We start from the raw sequence: 20,965 nt of genomic DNA on the forward strand, positions 1-20,965 counted from the left end.
GATGAGCCTACGATACGACAAACAAAATTTCGACATAAATTTTTGTTCTAACGTGCACAATTTCATCCTTCACGGGACATGCATCTGCATCAACTAATATCTCACTGATGTTTTGCATATTTCTGTATTCTACATCCCTTCTGTGAATCCTTCCATAATGTGCGTTTTCTTGTCTAGATTTTGTCGATTTAACGTAAATACATGTCTTTTTCGCAAATCCTATCCCTAGTTTATTCTGAAAAATTAAAGTCTAAACGTAAAATATAGGTTTTTATCACAATTTTTTATTATAATATATTTTCTTCAACTACGCTACATATCCCTTTAATTTTCATTTTACATTTAAAGATAACTAAATCGTTCCTTCAACATAATAAAAAAACAGAAGAATATAAGTATAACCATTACACTGTATTCTATTACTAAATCGATAGTTATTGTCCTACTTCTCACGAGCGAAAAAAGCACATTCACCTGTGGTAAATGTGCTAAAACATTTTTTGGTTTTGCACTGCATTCACAATAATATTAGCTGTTTCTTCAATCGCCTTATTTGATACATCGATCACTTGACAATTTATTTTACTCACTACATTCTCAAAATGAACGATTTCTTCTTTAATACGATTAATATTCGCATATGTTGCTCCATCACTTAATCCAAGTGATTTTAATCGTTCTTTTCGAATATGATTTAACTTATCCGGTGTAATTTTCAAACCGAAACATTTCTCTTTTGCCACTTTATATAATTCCTCAGGCGGATCCACTTCTGGTACAAGTGGTACATTGGCAACTTTCAAGCGTTTGTTATGCGCTAAATATTGTGAAAGTGGTGTTTTTGATGTACGTGAAATTCCAATCAACACGATATCGGCTTTTAAAATACCACGTGCATCTCTACCATCATCGTACTTAACAGCAAATTCAATCGCTTCAATCTTTTTAAAGTACTCTTCATCTAATCTTCGAACGACACCTGGCTCATACCTTGGTACTTGTCCTGTAATTTCTTCAATTTGATCGATAAGAGGTCCGATAATATCGTATGCCTCTACCCCTTCTTTTGCCGCCTCTGTCAATAAATATTGACGCATATCAGGCTTTACTAACGTAAAACAAATAAGCGCCTGATTGCTCTTGGCAATCGAGATCACTTCTTTTAACGTCCCTGTATCTTCTACATAAGGTACACGTCTAATATCAGGAGCGAATGGGAACTGTCCCATTGCCGCTCTAACAACCAAATCAGCCGTTTCTCCTACAGAGTCAGATACGACATATACGATTTTATTATCCATTACATTACCTCACTTTAAACAAATTACACTTATTCGTTATTTACTAAATTTACAAACGCACGTGTAATATTTGTTTTTGTAATTCGCCCAATCACTTCTAGACCTTGTTTCGTGTCCTTTACAACTGGCATTGCATCAATCTGTCTTTCTATTAATTCCATCGCAATATCATATAAAGAATCCTCCCTGCGACACATCGCAATGTTTGGCATCCTTGTCATGATAATATTAACCGGGAGAGAGGTTAAATCCTGCTTTCCTAAGCTAGCTCGTAATAAATCTTTACGAGATACAACGCCAACCAATAAAGTAGCTTGATCTACAACAAACAATGTACCAACATCCTCTAGAAACATAGTACAGATTGCATCGTATACTGATACATTTTTATCAATTACAGCAGGTCTAGATTGATAATCTTGCACTTTAATTTTTTTAACAGCTTCAGATAATAGCTGCCCCCCAGTTTTACCCGTATAAAAATAACCTACGCGTGGACGCGCTTCTAAATAACCAGCCATCGTTAAAATTGCTAAGTCTGGTCTTAGCGTTGCACGTGTTAAACCCAATTGCGCAGCAATTGACTCCCCTGTAATAGGACCGTGATCTTTTACAATCTGAATGATATGTTCTTGCCGTTTATTCAGCTCTATGATAATCACCACCTTTAATGCACAACGAAAAAAGTTATACTATCTCTTAAATATTATATACTAAATATGCTATTCGAAAAAGAAAGTATGTAAAAAGGACCGTATACGGCCCTTTTTATATTTGAAATTTATCAAGTTGTTCTAAGAAACGCCTTGATTTCAAATAAATCCCACAATATTCATCATAATATGTATTCAATACTGTGCGCATTTGTTTTTTTGTACTATCCTTTACCGATACATTACCGAGCCGGTGTAGATCGAAGTGAAAAAAGAGACGTAATAATTTATGAACAGCCTCTCCCACCGGAATACGATACTGATCTTGCTCTGCATGACGCGAGCACAGAAAACCGCCTTCCCGAACAGAGAAGGCGACAAAATCTGTTTCTTGATGACAAATAGCACATGTATCAAAGTACGGGCGCATCCCTAATACCGGAAGCATTTTCGTTTGATAAATTAATGATAATACTTCAGGGTCAACACCCTCACACATATAATGCAACGTTTGATATAACATTTCAAATAAATATGGATTATTCTTCTTATCTTCTGTTGCTTTATCAGTTAATTCAATAATAAATGATGCATAAGCAGTTAAAAATATATCCTCACGAATTTCTTTCATAGATGAAATGATCTCGCCTTGTTGCAAAGTTCCAAGTCCAGATCCTATTTGAATAAGAAAATGACCATGTGTCATAAGTTGCGAAACAGCTGCTAACCGACTCTTCGGTTTTTTCGCCCCTCTTGCCATTGCACTTACCTTACCAAATTCCCGTGAGAATATTGTAACAATCTTGTTCGTTTCTCCGTAATCTGTCGTACGGATAACAATGCCCTCAACTTTTTGAAACATGTTCGTCACCATCCAAGGTTTGAACAAAACGGGTCAAGAAATTGGAGAGTCTAGATGCGCTAACTCCTCTTCATGTTGATCCATCTCATCGTTTACGTCTTTTTCCATTTCTTTCAAAAGCAAATACGTTTCAATGCTTCCTGTTTTGGAGAAAAACTTCCAGGTAAAATCTAGCATAAGAATCCACCTTTCTCAATAAGCGTAGCCTATAAACCAATTTCCTTTGTTGTTATTAAATTGACCCATTTTGTTCATTTTCATGTGAGAAAAATTTTTCCTAATTTATCAAGGTTCATAAAAACCAATAATCAGTGGATGAATGAACCATCCACTGATTACAACTTTACTCCATATTAATACTCGTCTTCACGGAAACCAAGGTCACGGAGCTGCGACATCTTATTACGCCAATCTTTTTGCACTTTTACCCATACTTCTAAAAATACTTTAGAACCAAGTAGTGCTTCAATGTCAAAACGAGCTCGCTTACCGACTTCTTTTAACATCTTCCCTTGCTTACCTATAATAATCCCTTTTTGTGATGCACGTTCAACAACAATCGTTGCGTTTATATAAACCGCTCCGCCCTCACGTTTTTGAATCGCATCAATAACAACCGCTACAGAGTGCGGCACTTCTTCACGTGTTAAATGTAATACTTTTTCACGAATAAGCTCTGAAATAATAAATCGCTCTGGATGATCCGTTACTTGATTATCTGGGTAGTATTGCGGTCCTTCTGGTAAATACTTTTTAATTGTTCCAATTAAAGCGTCCACATTATTACCGTCTAATGCAGAAATTGGTACAATCTCTGCAAACTCATATAGTTTACGGTATTGATCAATTAACTCTAATAATTGCTCTGGATGAAGTTGGTCAATTTTATTAATTACTAAAAATACTGGTTGTTTCGTTTCTTTTAATTTCTCAATAATGAATTCCTCACCACGACCAAATCCTTCAACTGCATTGACCATAAACAGAACAATATCAACTTCTTTTAATGTCGTTTGAGCCATCTTCACCATGAAGTCGCCTAGTTTATGTTTAGGTTTATGTATTCCTGGTGTATCAATGAAAATTACTTGTGAATCATTTTCTGTATATACGCCTTGAATTTTATTACGAGTTGTTTGTGGCTTGTCACTCATAATGGCAATTTTTTGGCCGATAATACGATTTAAAAATGTAGATTTTCCAACATTCGGTCTGCCAATAATAGAGACAAAACCTGATTTATAACCTTTTCTATTCATGTAAATCCTCCGCTAAAAATGCTCCTGGTAACAATTCTCCAACTGTAGTCTCTTGAACGTCACCATGTAAATTTGACAGGTATACTTTCGTATCCTGTTTACATAATTCTACCATAACTTGTCGACATGCTCCACAAGGAGGTACCGGACGCTTTGTATCCGCTACAACTGCAATAGCTATAAACCCTTTATCTCCTTCAGAAATCGCCTTAAATAAAGCTGTTCTTTCTGCACAGTTACATAAACCATATGATGCATTTTCAACATTACATCCACGATATATTTTTCCATCCTGAGTTAGTAAAGCTGCACCTACTTGAAATTTAGAATATGGTACGTACGCTTGTTTACGCGCTTCGATTGCTTCTTGAATTAATTGTTTGCTATTCATATTCCCGCATCCTTTCCGTTCACAGCTGTGAATAGATACATTCTTCTATTAAAGGCCCTCACGGCGCTCCCAAAGCTTAATAAAAACTTTGGAATGCAACTATACCATATACGGTAAGAAGATAATAGCACCAATTACAACAGCTATAATCGTAAATAATAAAACTGATCCCGCTGCAACATCCTTTGCGTTTTTCGCAAACGGATGAATATCGGTGGTTGCTAAATCTACTGTTTTTTCAATAGCCGTATTCACCATCTCCAAACTCATTACAATTCCAATCACAATAAGTAATACAATCCATTCTATTTTTGTAATATGGAAATAAAAGCCGCAGCATATGACAATGACTGCGGCTAAATAATGAATTTTCATATTTCGTTCATGACGAAGACAAAAGTATATACCAGCTATAGCATATCCAAAACTATTTATAAGTTTTCCTTTTTTCATCGCCCTAATCCAAATGCCTCTAAAATTTCTTTTTGTCTTCCAAACATTTCTTTTTCATCTTCTTCTGTCATGTGATCATAACCAAGCAAATGTAAAAAGCCATGTAACGCTAAAAACCCAAGTTCACGATCAAAAGAGTGTCCATATTCCTCAGCTTGCTCTTTCGCTCTTGGAATAGAAATAATAAGATCCCCTAACATACGTGGCATCTCCGCACCGATAATTTCCATTTCGCCTTCTCCCATTTCTTCCATAGCAAAAGAAATAACGTCCGTAGGCTGATCCTTATCTCGGTAATCACGGTTTATTTCACGAATACGTTCATTATCTACAAATGTAACCGATAATTCTGCGCCTTCTTCTATGTTCTCCATTTGGGCCGCTTTCTCTACTAAACCTCGAATCAAACTTATATATTCGTCTTTCACTTCTTCTGTTTCATCAATAAAATCAATTAATAAACTCATTCTTTCTCCTTTTCTTCCGGCGGTTCCGGATATGTAATACGGGAATGGAAAATACCATTTAACGTTTCACATAACGTTTTTCCAACGATTTGTAGTTCCTTAAATGTCAAATCACATTCACTAAATTGACCGTCTTGCAAACGATCTCTAATAATACTTTGCACTAAATTATTAATCTGATCTGGCGTTGGATGGTTCATCGAACGTACCGCCGCTTCTACACTATCAGCAATACCAACGATTGCTGACTCTTTAGAAGTTGCTTTTGATCCTGGATAGCGGAACATTCCCTCCGTATATTTCTCTTTATCTTCTTTAATCGCCTTATAGTAAAAATATTTAAGTAACGTTGTACCATGATGCTGTCCAGCAATATCGATAATTTCTTGAGGTATATGGTGTTCCTCTAACATTCTCACCCCATCGGTTACATGAGCAATTATAATATCTTTGCTCGTTACAGGGTCTAATCTATCATGCGGGTTTTCAATACCCATTTGGTTTTCAATAAAAAACTGTGGTTGTACCGTTTTCCCTACATCATGATAATACGCCCCTACACGCGCTAATACTCCATTTGCTCCAACTGCTTCACAAGCAGCTTCTGAGAGATTAGCTACCATTACACTATGATGATATGTACCTGGTGCTTCTAATAAAATTTTACGCAAAAGTGGGTGATTCGGACTTGAAAGTTCCATCAACTTCATACTCGATACAATCCCAAGACCACTTTCTAAATACGGTAAAATCCCCATAGCTAGAACAGAAGAGATAATACCCGAAACAGCAGCCATTAATAATTGCACCCCAATTTCAAGAGGCGAAAAATTCCCGTTACGTAATAATAGCAAAGCCGCTAATACGACTACATTTAATACAGAAACGAGTATACCAGCTTGTAAAATCATCGTACGACGATTTTTTTCTCTCAAGAAAATACTAACTGATAATGAACTTAATAAAACATAAATCCCCACACTATAATTCAGTGTACTCGTTACACCTTCATTAAACATAATACTTCCGCATACAGAAAAGATCATACTCGTTAAAAATACAAATCGATCACCAATCATTAATTTTACAAGTATTGTTCCCATGGCAACTGGAACAACATACGCGATTCCTGCATATTCAAGCTTTTGAAACAAACTAATGATTTTCATTAAAACAATCGTGATAGACAAAATTGTAATATACGCTAAGACATACGGCCTATCTTCTCTTTTCCGCTGTAAAAACACTTCAAACTGCTTATGCATAAAGTACAATAACACACAAATGAGTACCGCTAGACCAACATAAGGTTGGAAGGTATTGCCCTTCTCTAACAATCCTGCTAACTTCAACTGCTCATATGCTTCTCGTGAAATCGTATCGCCTTCTTTCACAAGAACTTGCCCTTGAAGGATAAAAACTGATGCAACTGAATCTTCCGCTATTTTTTTACTATCTTTCGTCGCAGCTGAATCATAAAAATAGTTCGCTGTAACCGCATACTTCCCTAGTGTATTCACCGCGTCTTTTAAATCACTACTTATACTTACGCTACTCATTTCAGTAACAAACTGTTCTCTTGCAGCTTCTTCTTGATCCATCTTGATGTGTTCCCTCATAATTTTATTAACCGCTGTTACAGCCGCATCCTTTGCCAATGACAATTGACTTGAATCAGCATTAATAAATTTCAACAAAATCGGATCGGTTAAACTTTTTGCTAAATCTGTTGGTAATTTCTTCTTTAACTTGTCCAATTTGTCCACATCAGAAATTTTTTTATACTCGTCTGGGCCAGTTGATTTAGCCTCTGCCTCTACTTCACTTACCGCATCAAAGACGGAAGTTACAATATCCACTTTATTTTGCTTATATTCGCTTTTATATGTATATTTATCCTCAACCTTTTGAGCGGCTTCGTTTTTCTTTTTCGCCGTTGCGGCTTTATCTTCAATTTTAATAGGAGAGTGAATTGTTTTTTTAGCAATTTCGAGCTCTTTAACATCTAATTGCTCTGGCTTTACATTATTCATAAGTGCAAAAAACAGTACTGCTCCCAATAATACGTAAGAAACCCAACTTAGTTTTTTCGAATGTTGTATATTACGAAACCACTTAAAAATTTCTTGAGATCTTGACATGATTTCAATACCTTCTCCTCTCCAGAAATAAAGTGAAACTATTTATAGCTTTCATTTCTTCTAGGCAACGATAATTTTTGGACAACATTTTTATCCACTATCACCTATAGTTCATTTCCCTCGTCTTTAATGATAGTAAAAAATATGTCATTCGCCAACCTTATCATACAAAAAGAAATGACCCTGACAAATAGGATCATTCCATTTTATCATATGCCTCAATAATACGTTGCACTAATGGGTGTCTCACAACGTCTGTTTGTTCCAGTGTTATGAACGAAAGACCTGATACACCAGATAAAATATTAGCAGCAATAGAAAGACCTGATTTTACCCCTTTTGGCAAATCTACCTGTGAGGGGTCTCCCGTAATAACCATTTTAGAACTAAAACCTAATCGTGTTAAAAACATTTTTATTTGAGCACCAGTTGTATTCTGTGCCTCATCTAATATAACAAATGAATCATCAAGAGTACGTCCTCTCATATAAGCAAGAGGTGCAATTTCAATTACACCACGTTCCATCATACGCTGTGTGTATTCTTGCCCAAGAATATCGTGCAACGCATCATACAACGGACGTAAATACGGATCTACTTTTTCTTTCAAATCACCTGGTAAAAAGCCTAAACTCTCTCCAGCCTCTACAGCAGGTCTTGTTAAAATAATTTTCTTCACATACCCTTGCTTTAAAGCTCTCACAGCCATTACTACAGCTAAGTATGTCTTCCCTGTCCCAGCAGGTCCTATCCCAAATACAACATCATTCTTTTTCATTGCATGAATATATCTTCTTTGTCCCATCGTTTTCACACGAATGGATTTACCTTTTGCTGTTTTAAAAATTTCCTCTTCATATAACTCTTCGAATTGAGCAATTTTCCCTTGTTTTCCAAGCTGAATTGCGTACGCAACATCTCTTTCCGAAATTGATACACCTTTACGGATAACAACAAGTAGCTGTTGTAAGATTTTTTCTACGAGCACTACAGCTTCATCTGCCCCAGATACACGAACAGACTCTCCTCTAGTTATAATCGATACACTAAGTTCTCGTTCAATTACTTTTAAATGAGCATCATTTACCCCAAATAGAGCGATTGCCTCGTTAGGATTTTCCAATTGTTGGTTCATTTCTACTAATTGTTCTGCCATCACTCAGTCTCCTTGAATATCGGATTCAGATATTGGTTGCGGCTCTGCAATATTTTCAATCACTGTGTAATGTAACGTGACCTTTAAGTGATCCGCCTCAATCTCTTTACTCAAAATCTTATCACTTACAATCATAGCATGTTCATCCAATTTTTTCTTTAGTTCTTTTTCTGCCATCTCTTTTGCCACTTTCATCGCTTGTTTTTCAGTATATTCTCGGTTTGCTTCTTCTTCTTCTCGTACAATATCTTTTTCGTACGCAATCGGTAATGTGAAGCCAAATAATTTCACATCATGTTTTACACTTTCAGTACGAGAGCGCTTATACTTATCATGTTGAAATCCCCATATTTTTATTTTAACACTACCAAATTCAAGAAAATATTCATTATAAGAATTACCAGTATACACTTGAAATTGTGTCTTTAACGGAACATCAACCTCAGATTTGTACCAAGTTTCCCCGTATACAATACCTTTAGCCGAAACAACCGTCGGATTCTCCTCATTACCATACATCCCCGATACGAGAAGCTGTCCCTTTTCTACATGGTCATTTTTCATAACGACCGGTTTTCCTACCTCCACAAACGTTTTCGTAATAGTTGCTTCTTTTTTCGCAATTAAATTTTGCGGCCTTTGTTCCTTTTCTTTTTTCGGCTCGTTTTTTTCAACAATTTTAAAATGATATGTTGTCCCTCTTATTTCCAATCCTGCCCAAGTAATTGCATTAATATTGTCCGTTAAATGCCGCTGAACATTTTCTACACTAGGCATTTGAAACTGTAATTTCCCTTTTTTAATACCCATTTTGTCCAATTCTTTCATCAATATATATTCCGTTTCAGGTTTTGCTCCTGTAATTTCAATTTTCCAAACCATATTTGATAATGTAATCATTCCGAAAAAAAATATTAAAAACCCAATTAAAAATCCACTATTTTTAATTAAACGCTTATTCCAAAATGGAAAACCGTAACGTCCAATAAAATATAATTTACATTCATTCTTTCTATAAATTGGTTTTATCTTTTTCACATCTCGTAATAACATGCAAAAAACTAACGTTTCATCCGCTATCTTCTTTACATCCCAAACTAATAAATTCCTACGTACACATTCGTTAACGAAGCGTTCTGCTCCTCTACCTTCAATTCGCACTTTTACATACCCAAGCCATTTTATAAACCATTTATTTTTCATCGACTACCTTCACTACCTTTCTAAAAGTAGATACAACACTTTTCACTTTAAGCATCAAATAGCTCGTACTAATCGAAGCTTTAATCGGTGAGGTTTTTCTCCTCACTAATCGGGCATATGCATAGGATGAAAGTTTAATAAGTGGAGGTTTTGTCCATACCCACTGATTATTAACGCACACCCCTCGAGCTTTTACGGGCAGTAACTGCGGGATAAAGTGAATATTAAGGTCAGATCACTAAAATAAAGAAGAAAAACTTCACAAACGGAAGTTTCCCTCACTCCTCTTTCTTTTCATTTTCTAAAAACATCACTTGTTCGATAATCCCTTCAAGCAAAAGTTCTTCCGGGAGGATTGTTTTAATAACAAAGGATTGCCCCTTAATTAATAGTTGACCTTGTTTTAATAACAACCTTACTTCTTTATCTGAAAACACTAATAAACCTCGATGATTTTCTATATAGATATGCACTTGCCCAACAAGCGTAATCCGAGGTAGATCCATTAGCACATCCACTGGCAGGTCTATTTGCTTCGTTAACCAATTCTTCATTTGTTCTAATTTTTTCATCTCAAAAGACCCCCTCTCATCCCATATGTATGAAAAAAGAGCTTGTAATATCACGTCCAAACTGAAAAAAGCATAAAAAAACGTCTCATACGAAATGAGACGCTTTTTTATGCTAATAGCTGTATAACCAGCTTATTCACAAGCGATCCGTCTGTTTTACCTTTTACTTTCGGCATAACAGCAGTCATCACTTTACCCATATCTGCTTTAGATGTAGCACCAACTTCAGAAATAACTTGCTTAATTATATCCGCTAGTTCTTCTTCTGTTAATTGCTCCGGCAAATATGCGCTTAAAATCTGAATTTCACTTTGCAGTTTATCAACAAGGTCTTCACGACCAGCTTTTTTAAATTCAAGGAGGGAGTCCTTATACTGTTTTACTTCACGAGCTAAAACTGTTAATTCCTCTTCTTCAGTAAGAGTATGCTGCAGTTTAATACCTTCATTTTGTAAAGCAGCCTTAACCATACGAATAACGGTTAATTTTTCTTTTTGTTTATTCTTCATCGCTTGTTTCATATCATCGTTTAAACGACCGAGAAGACTCATCACTTACACCCTCTCTTAGAACTTACGCTTTCTTGCCGCTTCAGATTTCTTCTTACGTTTTACACTTGGCTTTTCATAAAACTCGCGCTTTCTTGCTTCAGCAAGTGTACCAGTTTTAGAAACCGATCTTTTAAAACGGCGAAGTGCATCCTCCAAAGACTCGTTTTTACGAACGACTGTTTTTGACATTCTCTTTCCCTCCCTCCGAAACATCACACTTACATACTAACTTCAGCATGCAAAAAGAAACACTTCTTCAGCATGTCTTTTACGATTATAATACATTTTATCACTTCAGGTCAACTATTTGACAGAATAAAAGAAGACTAGATGCTCTTCCTTTTTCAAAAATCTATGTAAACAGCCATTATCGCTTCCACCTCAAAACAAATATATTTTTATCACGCAAATTTTTTCATACAAAATTTGCTAAATAACCACTTATTTTATGGCACTCCATTGCATCCATTTCAATACTTAACTTCTCCCCGAAAGAAAAAAGCATGCAAACCATTTTCGGTTGCATGCTTTTTATTATGCGCTTGCTGATTCTTTTTTCACATCATCTTCAAGAACACGAACAAATTGCGCTTCGTTATATGGATAACCAGCTTTCGTAATTTTCACTTTCACTAGCTTACCAATTAATTCTTCTGACCCTTCAAATACAATTTTCAAATAGTTATCTGTATAACCTACATATAACCCTTCACGGTCGCCATCTTTAAATTGCTCTTCCGGGATAATTTCAAGCACTTCGCCTTCGAACTGTGAAGCATACTCTTTCGCTAATTGATTAGATAGTTCAATTAAACGGTGAACACGATCGTTCTTCACATCTTCAGGAACTTGATCTTCCATACGCGCTGCAGGTGTTCCTGTACGTTTTGAGTAAGGGAATACGTGTAACTCAGAGAAGCGATTCTCTTTAATGAAATTGTATGTTTCCATAAATTCTTCTTCTGTTTCACCTGGGAAACCAACGATTACGTCTGACGTAATCGCAAGACCCGGTAAAGCTTCTTTCAAACGATCTAAACGCTCTTGGAAAAATTCCATCGTATACTTACGACGCATACGTTTTAATACAGTATTAGATCCTGATTGCAATGGAATATGCAAGTGGCGTACAACTACTTCAGATTTATCTAACACTTCAATTACTTCATCTGAAATTTGACTCGCTTCAATAGAAGAAATACGAAGACGTTTTAATCCATCTACTTCTGCTTCCATATCACGAAGTAATCCAGCTAAGTTATAATCTTTAATATCTTCACCGTATCCACCTGTATGAATACCAGTTAATACGATTTCTTTATAGCCTGCGTCTACTAATTGCTGCGCTTGTTTAATAACTTCTTTTCCATCACGAGAACGCATTAAACCACGCGCCCAAGGAATGATACAGAACGTACAGAAGTTATTGCAACCTTCTTGTATTTTTAATGAAGCGCGTGTACGATCCGTGAAATACGGCACATCAAGTTCTTCGTACACACGTGTTTTCATAATGTTACGGACAGCATTAATTGGTTGACGCTCTTTACGGAATTCTTCAATGTATCCTAACATCTTTTCACGATCCTGTGTACCAACTACAATATCTACACCTGGAATCGCCATAATTTCAGCTGGAGATGTTTGTGCATAACATCCAGTTACACATATTACTGCATCTGGATTTTGACGTACAGCACGTCTAATAACTTGACGGCTTTTTTTATCTCCAGTATTTGTTACTGTACATGTGTTAATAACATATACATCAGATTTCTTTTCATATTCAGTTCTTTCATAACCACCTTGTTTAAACAATTGCCAAATCGCTTCTGTTTCATAGTGGTTTACTTTACAACCTAACGTGTGGAACGCAACAGTTGACATTGATCATCACCCCATCAATTCAAAATGATAAGAAGCAGCACTTAACGCATAAAGCGGTGCCGTTTCCGTTCTTAAAATCCTTGGTCCTAAACTACATGGTACAAATTTATGTTCTCGAAGCGCTGTAATCTCTTCCTCAGCTAAGCCACCTTCTGGGCCAAATACAATCAATAGCTTTTGACCTGGTTTCATTGTCGTTAAAGCTTTCGCAAAATTAGATTTCTCGCCTTGTTTCGCTTCCTCTTCGTACGCAACAAGACAAACATCATATTCACCACTCATTGAAAGCAATTGCTTAAACGATGCTGGAGCATATACTTCTGGAACTTCACTTCTATGCGATTGTTCCGCAGCTTCTTTCACAATTTTTCTTAAACGCTCAACTTTTTTATCAGCTTTTTTCGCATCCCATTTTACGATAGAGCGAGATGCTTGAAATGGTAAAAATGCGGCTGCCCCAAGCTCAGTTCCTTTTTGGAAAATTAACTCTAGCTTGTCTCCTTTTGGCAGTCCACTTGCAATCGTCACGAACACAGGAAGTTCACTCGATACCTCTACCCATTCTACAATAGCTGTCTCAACAAATTCACTGGTAATTTCATCAATTGAACATACCGCTGTTTTTCCGTTTACACAGCAATAAATATGATCACCAGCTGACATACGCATCACTCTCACGATATGATGTACGTCATCACCTACAATACGAATACTTGTCTCATTTACATATTTCTCTTCTACAAAATAACGTTGCATATAATCACCTTAGTAGAGTTTCGTTCCTTTCGTAAGTCAACACTTACGAAAAGAACGAAACGTTATCATTTTTCATATAACAAACGGCAAGTCCCTCACCTTATAGTGAGAGACTCCCCCTTTTCATTATAAACTAAAATCTATATTACGCATTTCGTGCAATAATTGCTACCCAATCATCCATTCGTAACACTTCTTCAATTGTAAATCCAGCTTTTTCTAACGCCTCAGAAATTACTTTTTCTTTCGCAGCAATAATACCAGATGTAATGAATAATCCACCTGATTTTACAACTCTTGCTGCATCTTCAGGGAACAGAAGAATAATTTCTGCTAATAAATTCGCTACGATTAAATCAACAGGTCCTTCAATACCTTCTAAAAGACTATTTTGTCCAACAGACACGATATCATCTGTTTTATTTAAACGTACATTCATTTCTGCACTTTCCACTGCAACTGGATCTAAATCATATGCTTGAACAGAAGACGCACCTAATTTTGCCGCTGCAATACTAAGTACACCAGAACCTGTTCCTACATCAATGACAGTATCACCTGATTGAACTGTTTTTTCTAAAGCACGAATACACATCGTTGTTGTTGGATGAGTTCCTGTACCAAACGCCATACCCGGGTCTAATTCAATGATTTTTTCATCCGGAGAAGATGGTGTATATTCTTCCCACGTCGGCACAATTGTGAATGTATCAGAAATTTGAACTGGATGATAATACTTCTTCCAAGCAGTAGCCCAATCTTCCTCATCGACTTCATTAATTGTAATATTACCGGTACCAATTTCGATGTCGAAAGATGGTAGTGCATCAATAGATGATTTTACACCCGCAACCGTTTCGTGTAAAGAATCCGTTTGTGGAAAATATGCTTTCACTAAAACACCTTCACTTGGGTATTCATCAGGGTTAAGTGCATAAATCTCACCGTATTGTTGCTCACGCTCTTTCGTTAACTCCGCCGGGTCCTCAATTGCAACCCCGCTAGCGCCTGCTTCATGCAAAATATGAGAGACAGCTTCTACTGCTTCTTCTGTTGTATGAATACTAATTTCTGACCATTTCACAATTTACCAACTCCATTTTTTATTTCCATTATTCCCCTTTGAAAGCACGTTTAAGCTTTCCGAATAAGCTATCATCTTGATTTTCTTGACCAGCGAACTCACGCAATAATTCTTTTTGATGCGAAGTTAATTTCGTCGGTACAACAACGCGAACTACTACGTATTGATCTCCTTGACCATATCCACGTACGTTCGGAGCACCTTTTCCTTTTAAACGGAATTCCGTTCCTGTTTGTGTTCCTGCCGGAATTTTCAACTTCACTTTTCCGTGAACTGTAGGCACTTCTACTTCAGCACCAAGCGCTACTTGTGCGAATGTCAATGGCATTTCACAAATAATATGATCACCATCACGTTCGAAGAATTCATGATTTCTCACATGAACAACTACATATAAATCACCTGCTGGTCCACCATTCACACCTGCCTCACCTTTACCAGAGACGCGAATTTGTTGGCCATTATCGATACCCGCTGGAATTTTAACGTTAATTTTTTTACGTTTACGTACTTTACCTGAACCGTGACATGTCGTACATTTTTCTTTAATCATTTGACCAGTTCCTGAACAATGACCACAAGCTTGACGGTTTACAATACGACCAAACGGTGTATTTTGTTCTACACTTACTTGACCTGATCCTGAACAATGTTTACATGTTTCTTTTGAAGTTCCTGGTTTCGCTCCGCTACCTTTACAAGTATCACATGGATCTTCTACTGGAATTTCAACGTTTAACTCTTTACCAAAAATAGCTTCTTCAAAATCTAAAGTGACTTGATATTGTAAGTCAGCACCTTGGCGCGGAGCATTTGGATCACGACGTCTGCCGCCACCGCCAAAGAACGAACTAAAAATATCTTCAAAACCGAAGCCACCGCCGAAGTCTCCCCCGCCGCCAAAACCTTGATTTGCACCAGCATGACCAAACTGATCGTACTGCGCACGCTTTTGATCATCACTTAATACTTCGTATGCTTCTTGTACTTCTTTAAACTTTTCAATTGCATTTTCTTCTTTACTTACGTCTGGATGGTATTTTTTAGCCAAACGACGATACGCTTTTTTAATTTCATCTTTTGAAGCGCCCTTGCTAAGTCCAAGGACCTCATAATAGTCTCGTTTATTCATAAATTTGTAACCCCCGAATCTTTCACATAAACGTAATTTTAACACCGAAAGAAAGTGCTTTGCAACAATGTTTCCTCACTTACAATATGCAAAGCCTAAAACTTAAGATCTTCTCAAGAATGCCTTAACACAAATAACCACTTTTTTCTTATTCGTGAAAAAAGCCAAAGCCAAGGCACGCTTGACTTTGACTTTTTGTCATCTTACTTATTTATATTACTTGTCTTCTTTTACTTCTTCAAACTCAGCGTCAACTACATTGTCTTTTTTCGCGCCAGCGTCTTGTGCTCCTTGTGCACCTTCTGCTTGCCCTGCAGCCGCTTGAGCTTGCTCATATAATTTAACAGTTAATTGTTGTACGATTTCTTGAAGAGCATCTTTTTTCGCACGGATTTCATCAAGTTCGTTTTTCTCGATTGCCGCTTGTAATGCTTCTTTCGCTTCTGTTGCTTTTGCTACTTCAGCTGCATCGACTTTACCTTCTAAATCTTTTACAACTTTATCTGTTTGGAATACAAGTTGGTCAGCTTCGTTACGAAGTTCAACTTCTTCCTTACGTTTTTGGTCAGCATCAGCATTTGCTTCTGCTTCTTGTACCATACGATTTACTTCATCATCAGAAAGACCTGAAGAAGATTGGATTGTAATAGCTTGCTCTTTGCTTGTTCCTAAGTCTTTCGCACGTACGTTAACAATACCGTTCGCATCGATATCGAATGTTACTTCGATTTGTGGGATACCACGTGGTGCTGGCGGAAGGTCTGTTAATTGGAAACGACCTAGTGTTTTGTTATCAGCTGACATTGGACGCTCACCTTGTAGCACGTGAATGTCTACCGCTGGTTGGTTATCAGCAGCTGTTGAGAATACTTGTGATTTACTTGTTGGAATTGTAGTGTTACGTTCGATTAATTTCGTGAACACACCACCCATAGTTTCGATACCTAAAGAAAGTGGAGTTACGTCTAATAATAGTACGCCTTCTACATCACCAGTAAGTACGCCACCTTGAACTGCAGCACCTAATGCTACAACTTCATCAGGGTTTACGCCTTTGTACGGCTCTTTACCAGTTTCACGTTTAATAGCTTCTTGTACAGCTGGGATACGAGTAGATCCACCAACAAGGATAACTTTATCTAATTCGCTTGGAGCAAAACCAGCGTCTTTTAATGCACGACGAGTTGGCTCTAACGTTCTTTCAACAAGACCTGCTGAAAGCTCTTCGAATTTCGCTCTTGTTAACGTTAATTCTAAGTGTAATGGACCAGCAGCTCCAGCACTAATGAATGGTAATGAAATTTGTGTTTGTGTTACACCTGAAAGATCTTTTTTCGCTTTTTCAGCTGCATCTTTCAAACGTTGAAGTGCCATTTTATCTTGGCTTAAATCAATGTTGTTTTCTTTTTTAAATTCAGCTACTAAGTGATCGATGATAACTTGGTCAAAGTCATCTCCACCAAGACGGTTGTCACCAGCAGTTGAAATAACTTCGAATGTGCCGTCTGCTAACTCAAGGATAGATACGTCAAATGTACCGCCACCTAAGTCATATACTAAGATTTTTTGTTCTTCATCTTGTTTTTCTAAACCGTAAGCAAGTGCTGCTGCTGTCGGCTCGTTAATGATACGCTCAACTTCTAAACCAGCGATACGACCAGCATCTTTCGTTGCTTGGCGCTCTGCATCGTTGAAGTATGCAGGTACTGTAATAACAGCTTTCGTTACTGTTTCACCTAAGTATGCTTCAGCAGAAGCTTTTAAGTTTTGTAAAATGATTGCAGAAATTTCTTGAGGTGTATAATCTTTACCTTCAACTTCTACTTTATAGTCTGTACCCATATGACGTTTAACAGACATAATTGTATTTGGGTTTGTAATTGCTTGACGTTTCGCAACTTCCCCAACTTGACGCTCTTCATTTTTGAAAGCTACAACAGAAGGTGTTGTACGGTTTCCTTCTGGATTTGGGATAACCTTTGGTTCTCCACCTTCCATAACAGCTACACAAGAGTTTGTTGTACCTAAGTCAATACCGATAATTTTACTCATGGCGATTCCTCCTACTTTTATGTATATTATTGATTTACTTTTACCATTGATGGGCGAATCACACGGTCTTTTAGTTTATAACCTTTTTGGAATTCCTCCACAACCGCGTTTGATTCAAATTCACTGTCTTCCACTTGCATAATAGCTTGGTGCTCATTAGGATCAAACTGTTTACCAACAGATTCAATCACTTCAACACCTTCTTTAGTCAACGCTTCTAACAATTGACGATGCACCATTTCCATACCTTGTAACAAGGATTTCGTTTGCTCATCAGTTGCTTCCACTTGCATCGCTCTTTCAAAATTATCAAGAGCTGGCAAAATATCTGAAACTAAACTTTGTGCTCTATATTTTTCAGCAGCCTGTTTATCCATTTGGACACGGCGCTTATGATTTTCAAAATCAGCTTGTAGACGTAATGTGCGACCTTCCGTTTCCGTTAGTTTCGCTTGTAACTCATCTACTTTTTCTTGTAAAAGAGCAGCCTCACTTTTTTCTTCTACAGTTTTTTCACTGTTTTCTGGCGTGACAGCTTCTTCAACTTGCGCTTCTTTCACTTCTTCTACCACTTGTTCGTTACGCTCTTCCACAATTTTCACCTCCTTAAAAGGTATTAGGTATCATGTATAGCATGGTTACCTAAGCATTATATATTACACACAGCAATGAAAGTTTCATCACTTGAGCGAATGTATTACTCTCATTTATTTTTTAAGTCCGTCTGTAAATTGTCTTGTAAATAACTGCAACAAACTAATTACACGAGAATATTGCATTCTCGTCGGACCTAAAATCGCAATTGTTCCTAGTTGCTCTTCTCCAATTGAATACGTTGCAGAAATTAAACTACAATCTTCCATAGCTATTGAAGAATTTTCCCTGCCAATTTTCACTTGAATACCAACTTGTTTATGACGCAAAATATCATAAAACTCAGCTTCGTTATCAATCATCGTCAGCAAGGACCTTACTTTTTGAATGTCATGGAACTCTGGTTGCGAAAGCATATTTGCTTTTCCTCCAAAGTATATCTTTTCCGATAAAGGAACTTGAAATGTACCATCTAACATTTTTATTGCACTATCGTAATTATGAACATACCCACGCAAGACCGTAACAATCTCTTTAAAGATCTTATTATGAAGTTCCGACATAGGTACACCCGATAGCTTTTCATTTAAAATATTAACCATTTTTTCTAAATCTGATAAATCAACAGATTCCGGAACGGTAATCGTTTTACTTTGTACATGCCCTGTATCCGTTACAATAATAGCGACTGCTGTTTGACGATCAAGCGGTACGATTTGTACGTTTTTAAGTTTATTTGTACTTAACTTAGGCCCAAGAACAATAGCCGTATAGTTCGTAAGCTCTGATAAAATTTGAGCAGATTGCTGTGCAACTTTTTCTGCTTCAAAAATTCTTTCAGCAAATAAATCTTTAATTTGTACAATCTCATCGTTCGGTAAGTTTTGTGGTGCTAAAAGATGGTCTACATAAAATCGGTATCCTTTCTCAGAAGGAACACGTCCAGAAGAACTATGCGTTTTTTCAATAAAACCTAATTCTTCTAAATCAGCCATTTCATTTCGAATAGTAGCTGAACTAAATGTAATTTCCTCTTTTTTAGCCAACGTTCTAGACCCAACGGGCTGCGCTGATCCAATAAAGTCATCAATAATTGTTTGTAAAATTAAGAGCTGACGTTCCGTAAGCATCTCATCATCACCTCTGTTAGCACTCTTTGTCTTCGAGTGCTAAATCTATTAATAACTTACCAAAATTGACATTCAATTGTCAACGGAAACGTCACGAAATAATGAAACTTTTTCACGTTTATGGAACATTTAATTAGTCAATCAAAAATGATTGGAACACTTCATTCCCCAATAATTTTCCTTTTCGTGTTAAACGCACATATCCATCTCTCTCTTCAAGCAATCCTTGTTCTTGATTGCTTTGTAACTGCTTCGCGAAAACTTGATCCATCTCCATATTGAATTTCTTTTGGAACGCTATTTTAGACACACCTTTTGTTTTTCGAAGCCCTAAGAACAACTCTTCTTCCATTCTTTCTTTCTCCGTCACTGCGTGAACATCTAAATACGGAAATCCTGTTTCATCAATTTTCGTGAAATATTGCTTGAGCGGCCCTACATTTTGGATACGTTCCCCATTTACATAACTATGCGCTCCAGCTCCAAATCCATAATACTCTTCATTATTCCAGTATGTGAGATTATGTCTACTTTCATTATCACCTTTTGAGAAGTTGCTAATTTCATACTGGCTATAACCATGTTTCTCCATTTCATCCATTACCATTTCATACATTTTCGCTTCATGGTCTTCACCCGGAAGTCTCAACTTCCCTTTATTCATTAAGTTATAAAATACAGTCTTCGGTTCCACAATTAATGAATACGCTGAGAAATGTTGTACACCAAGCGTGAAGGCAATATCTAATGTTTCTTTTACATCTTCTATCGTCTGTCCTGGCAAAGCATAAATTATATCTACATTAATATTTGTAAAGCCAACGTCCTGCGCTTCTCGAATTGCTACAAACGCATCTTCCCTCGTATGTTTACGTCCAATCTTCTCAAGTAGCTCATCACGAAACGTTTGCACACCAAAACTAATTCGGTTTACTCCACCTTCTAGTAATAAGTTCAACTTCTCTTTCGGTAAGTCACCTGGATTCGCTTCAAACGTTAATTCACAATTCGGAGCAAACGGACGCAAACGACGATTAATGATATCGAGTAGTTTTTTTGTCTGTTCCATATTTAATGCTGTCGGCGTTCCTCCACCAACAAAAATCGTTTTCATACTATCAAACGGTACTTTTTGAACCGTGTTTATTATTTCTTTCTCTAAATACTCTAAATATTGATCTACCGGCTGGCGTTCAATAAACACTTTATTAAAATCACAATAGTGACAAATATGCTGACAAAATGGAATATGAATATATGCAGCTTGTACCAAATATAACTCCTACCTTTCTAAAAAGAAAACCTCCGCACTCCGGAGGGT

At 36.8% G+C, this 20,965-nt stretch carries 22 protein-coding genes; all 22 read right to left on the bottom strand.

Going from position 1 to position 20,965, the window contains the following annotated elements:
- Nucleotides 1-488 precede the first annotated feature (488 nt).
- The 22 genes from LUS72_RS21275 to hemW all read right to left on the bottom strand — a co-directional run bounded on the left by LUS72_RS21275 (nt 489) and on the right by hemW (nt 20,917).
- Nucleotides 489-1,301, bottom strand: coding sequence for a pyruvate, water dikinase regulatory protein (locus tag LUS72_RS21275; protein ID WP_071747361.1), 813 nt, complete (start codon nt 1,299-1,301; stop codon nt 489-491).
- Nucleotides 1,302-1,330: 29 nt separating this feature from the next.
- Nucleotides 1,331-1,963: a transcriptional regulator CcpN gene (locus LUS72_RS21280; protein WP_083596090.1), complete on the bottom strand. Its 633-nt coding sequence runs from the start codon at nt 1,961-1,963 to the stop codon at nt 1,331-1,333.
- A 106-nt stretch (nt 1,964-2,069) separates the two neighbouring features.
- Nucleotides 2,070-2,816, bottom strand: a complete 747-nt coding sequence (recO, locus tag LUS72_RS21285) for a DNA repair protein RecO (RefSeq protein WP_000487006.1) — start codon at nt 2,814-2,816, stop codon at nt 2,070-2,072.
- A gap of 33 nt (nt 2,817-2,849) precedes the next feature.
- The gene (locus LUS72_RS21290) at nt 2,850-2,993 is read right to left on the bottom strand and encodes a YqzL family protein (RefSeq protein ID WP_000883924.1); all 144 of its coding nucleotides are present in this window, start codon (nt 2,991-2,993) and stop codon (nt 2,850-2,852) included.
- A 176-nt stretch (nt 2,994-3,169) separates the two neighbouring features.
- Entirely contained in the window at nt 3,170-4,075 is a 906-nt protein-coding gene (gene era / locus LUS72_RS21295; RefSeq protein WP_001080239.1) for a GTPase Era, read from the bottom strand.
- Nucleotides 4,068-4,466, bottom strand: a complete 399-nt coding sequence (locus tag LUS72_RS21300; RefSeq protein ID WP_097830657.1) for a cytidine deaminase — start codon at nt 4,464-4,466, stop codon at nt 4,068-4,070. The genes era and LUS72_RS21300 overlap by 8 nt, the downstream gene beginning before the upstream one ends.
- A 99-nt stretch (nt 4,467-4,565) precedes the next feature.
- Nucleotides 4,566-4,919, bottom strand: coding sequence for a diacylglycerol kinase family protein (locus LUS72_RS21305; protein WP_000715486.1), 354 nt, complete (start codon nt 4,917-4,919; stop codon nt 4,566-4,568).
- Complete coding sequence (gene ybeY, locus LUS72_RS21310) at nt 4,916-5,386, bottom strand: rRNA maturation RNase YbeY (RefSeq protein ID WP_000054678.1); 471 nt, start codon at nt 5,384-5,386, stop codon at nt 4,916-4,918. The genes LUS72_RS21305 and ybeY overlap by 4 nt, the downstream gene beginning before the upstream one ends.
- Nucleotides 5,383-7,527 (bottom strand): HD family phosphohydrolase, encoded by a 2,145-nt coding sequence (locus tag LUS72_RS21315; protein WP_097830656.1) that lies wholly within the window; start codon nt 7,525-7,527, stop codon nt 5,383-5,385. The genes ybeY and LUS72_RS21315 overlap by 4 nt, the downstream gene beginning before the upstream one ends.
- Nucleotides 7,528-7,723: 196 nt before the next feature.
- Nucleotides 7,724-8,683 carry a PhoH family protein gene (locus tag LUS72_RS21320; protein ID WP_000840505.1) on the bottom strand — a complete coding sequence of 320 codons (960 nt, stop codon included), beginning with the start codon at nt 8,681-8,683 and terminating at the stop codon, nt 7,724-7,726.
- A gap of 3 nt (nt 8,684-8,686) precedes the next feature.
- Complete coding sequence (yqfD, locus tag LUS72_RS21325) at nt 8,687-9,886, bottom strand: sporulation protein YqfD (protein WP_097830655.1); 1,200 nt, start codon at nt 9,884-9,886, stop codon at nt 8,687-8,689.
- A 278-nt stretch (nt 9,887-10,164) separates the two neighbouring features.
- Nucleotides 10,165-10,458, bottom strand: coding sequence for a sporulation protein YqfC (gene yqfC, locus LUS72_RS21330; protein ID WP_000732268.1), 294 nt, complete (start codon nt 10,456-10,458; stop codon nt 10,165-10,167).
- Nucleotides 10,459-10,565: 107 nt separating this feature from the next.
- Complete coding sequence (locus tag LUS72_RS21335) at nt 10,566-11,009, bottom strand: GatB/YqeY domain-containing protein (protein WP_000054578.1); 444 nt, start codon at nt 11,007-11,009, stop codon at nt 10,566-10,568.
- 15 nt (nt 11,010-11,024) lie between these two features.
- Nucleotides 11,025-11,198, bottom strand: coding sequence for a 30S ribosomal protein S21 (gene rpsU / locus LUS72_RS21340; RefSeq protein ID WP_000048061.1), 174 nt, complete (start codon nt 11,196-11,198; stop codon nt 11,025-11,027).
- A 345-nt stretch (nt 11,199-11,543) separates the two neighbouring features.
- Nucleotides 11,544-12,896: a tRNA (N(6)-L-threonylcarbamoyladenosine(37)-C(2))-methylthiotransferase MtaB gene (mtaB, locus tag LUS72_RS21345; RefSeq protein ID WP_097830654.1), complete on the bottom strand. Its 1,353-nt coding sequence runs from the start codon at nt 12,894-12,896 to the stop codon at nt 11,544-11,546.
- Nucleotides 12,897-12,902: 6 nt separating this feature from the next.
- Entirely contained in the window at nt 12,903-13,652 is a 750-nt protein-coding gene (locus LUS72_RS21350; protein ID WP_264448236.1) for a 16S rRNA (uracil(1498)-N(3))-methyltransferase, read from the bottom strand.
- 145 nt (nt 13,653-13,797) lie between these two features.
- A complete protein-coding gene (gene prmA / locus LUS72_RS21355) occupies nt 13,798-14,736 on the bottom strand; it encodes a 50S ribosomal protein L11 methyltransferase (protein WP_097830652.1) in 939 nt (312 codons plus the stop codon).
- Nucleotides 14,737-14,764: 28 nt separating this feature from the next.
- Nucleotides 14,765-15,868, bottom strand: a complete 1,104-nt coding sequence (gene dnaJ / locus LUS72_RS21360; RefSeq protein WP_097830651.1) for a chaperone protein DnaJ — start codon at nt 15,866-15,868, stop codon at nt 14,765-14,767.
- 216 nt (nt 15,869-16,084) lie between these two features.
- A complete protein-coding gene (dnaK, locus tag LUS72_RS21365) occupies nt 16,085-17,920 on the bottom strand; it encodes a chaperone protein DnaK (RefSeq protein ID WP_002173509.1) in 1,836 nt (611 codons plus the stop codon).
- 26 nt (nt 17,921-17,946) lie between these two features.
- Complete coding sequence (grpE, locus tag LUS72_RS21370; RefSeq protein WP_002122597.1) at nt 17,947-18,513, bottom strand: nucleotide exchange factor GrpE; 567 nt, start codon at nt 18,511-18,513, stop codon at nt 17,947-17,949.
- A gap of 114 nt (nt 18,514-18,627) precedes the next feature.
- Nucleotides 18,628-19,644 carry a heat-inducible transcriptional repressor HrcA gene (gene hrcA / locus LUS72_RS21375; RefSeq protein WP_097830650.1) on the bottom strand — a complete coding sequence of 339 codons (1,017 nt, stop codon included), beginning with the start codon at nt 19,642-19,644 and terminating at the stop codon, nt 18,628-18,630.
- 133 nt (nt 19,645-19,777) lie between these two features.
- On the bottom strand, nt 19,778-20,917 hold the full coding sequence (hemW, locus tag LUS72_RS21380) for a radical SAM family heme chaperone HemW (protein WP_097830649.1): 1,140 nt from the start codon (nt 20,915-20,917) through the stop codon (nt 19,778-19,780).
- Nucleotides 20,918-20,965 lie beyond the last annotated feature (48 nt).

The sequence above is a fragment of the Bacillus cereus genome (assembly GCF_025917685.1).
In the GTDB taxonomy this organism is placed as follows: Bacteria; Bacillota; Bacilli; order Bacillales; family Bacillaceae_G; genus Bacillus_A; species Bacillus_A cereus_AT.

Coding starts and splice junctions, on each gene's coding strand:
- LUS72_RS21275 (WP_071747361.1), bottom strand. CDS start 1,301: ATGGATAATAAAATCGTATATGTCGTATCTGACTCTGTAGGAGAAACG.
- recO (WP_000487006.1), bottom strand. CDS start 2,816: ATGTTTCAAAAAGTTGAGGGCATTGTTATCCGTACGACAGATTACGGA.
- LUS72_RS21290 (WP_000883924.1), bottom strand. CDS start 2,993: ATGCTAGATTTTACCTGGAAGTTTTTCTCCAAAACAGGAAGCATTGAA.
- era (WP_001080239.1), bottom strand. CDS start 4,075: ATGAATAGAAAAGGTTATAAATCAGGTTTTGTCTCTATTATTGGCAGA.
- LUS72_RS21300 (WP_097830657.1), bottom strand. CDS start 4,466: ATGAATAGCAAACAATTAATTCAAGAAGCAATCGAAGCGCGTAAACAA.
- LUS72_RS21305 (WP_000715486.1), bottom strand. CDS start 4,919: ATGAAAAAAGGAAAACTTATAAATAGTTTTGGATATGCTATAGCTGGT.
- ybeY (WP_000054678.1), bottom strand. CDS start 5,386: ATGAGTTTATTAATTGATTTTATTGATGAAACAGAAGAAGTGAAAGAC.
- LUS72_RS21315 (WP_097830656.1), bottom strand. CDS start 7,527: ATGTCAAGATCTCAAGAAATTTTTAAGTGGTTTCGTAATATACAACAT.
- LUS72_RS21320 (WP_000840505.1), bottom strand. CDS start 8,683: ATGGCAGAACAATTAGTAGAAATGAACCAACAATTGGAAAATCCTAAC.
- yqfD (WP_097830655.1), bottom strand. CDS start 9,886: ATGAAAAATAAATGGTTTATAAAATGGCTTGGGTATGTAAAAGTGCGA.
- yqfC (WP_000732268.1), bottom strand. CDS start 10,458: ATGAAAAAATTAGAACAAATGAAGAATTGGTTAACGAAGCAAATAGAC.
- LUS72_RS21335 (WP_000054578.1), bottom strand. CDS start 11,009: ATGAGTCTTCTCGGTCGTTTAAACGATGATATGAAACAAGCGATGAAG.
- rpsU (WP_000048061.1), bottom strand. CDS start 11,198: ATGTCAAAAACAGTCGTTCGTAAAAACGAGTCTTTGGAGGATGCACTT.
- mtaB (WP_097830654.1), bottom strand. CDS start 12,896: ATGTCAACTGTTGCGTTCCACACGTTAGGTTGTAAAGTAAACCACTAT.
- LUS72_RS21350 (WP_264448236.1), bottom strand. CDS start 13,652: ATGCAACGTTATTTTGTAGAAGAGAAATATGTAAATGAGACAAGTATT.
- dnaJ (WP_097830651.1), bottom strand. CDS start 15,868: ATGAATAAACGAGACTATTATGAGGTCCTTGGACTTAGCAAGGGCGCT.
- dnaK (WP_002173509.1), bottom strand. CDS start 17,920: ATGAGTAAAATTATCGGTATTGACTTAGGTACAACAAACTCTTGTGTA.
- hrcA (WP_097830650.1), bottom strand. CDS start 19,644: ATGCTTACGGAACGTCAGCTCTTAATTTTACAAACAATTATTGATGAC.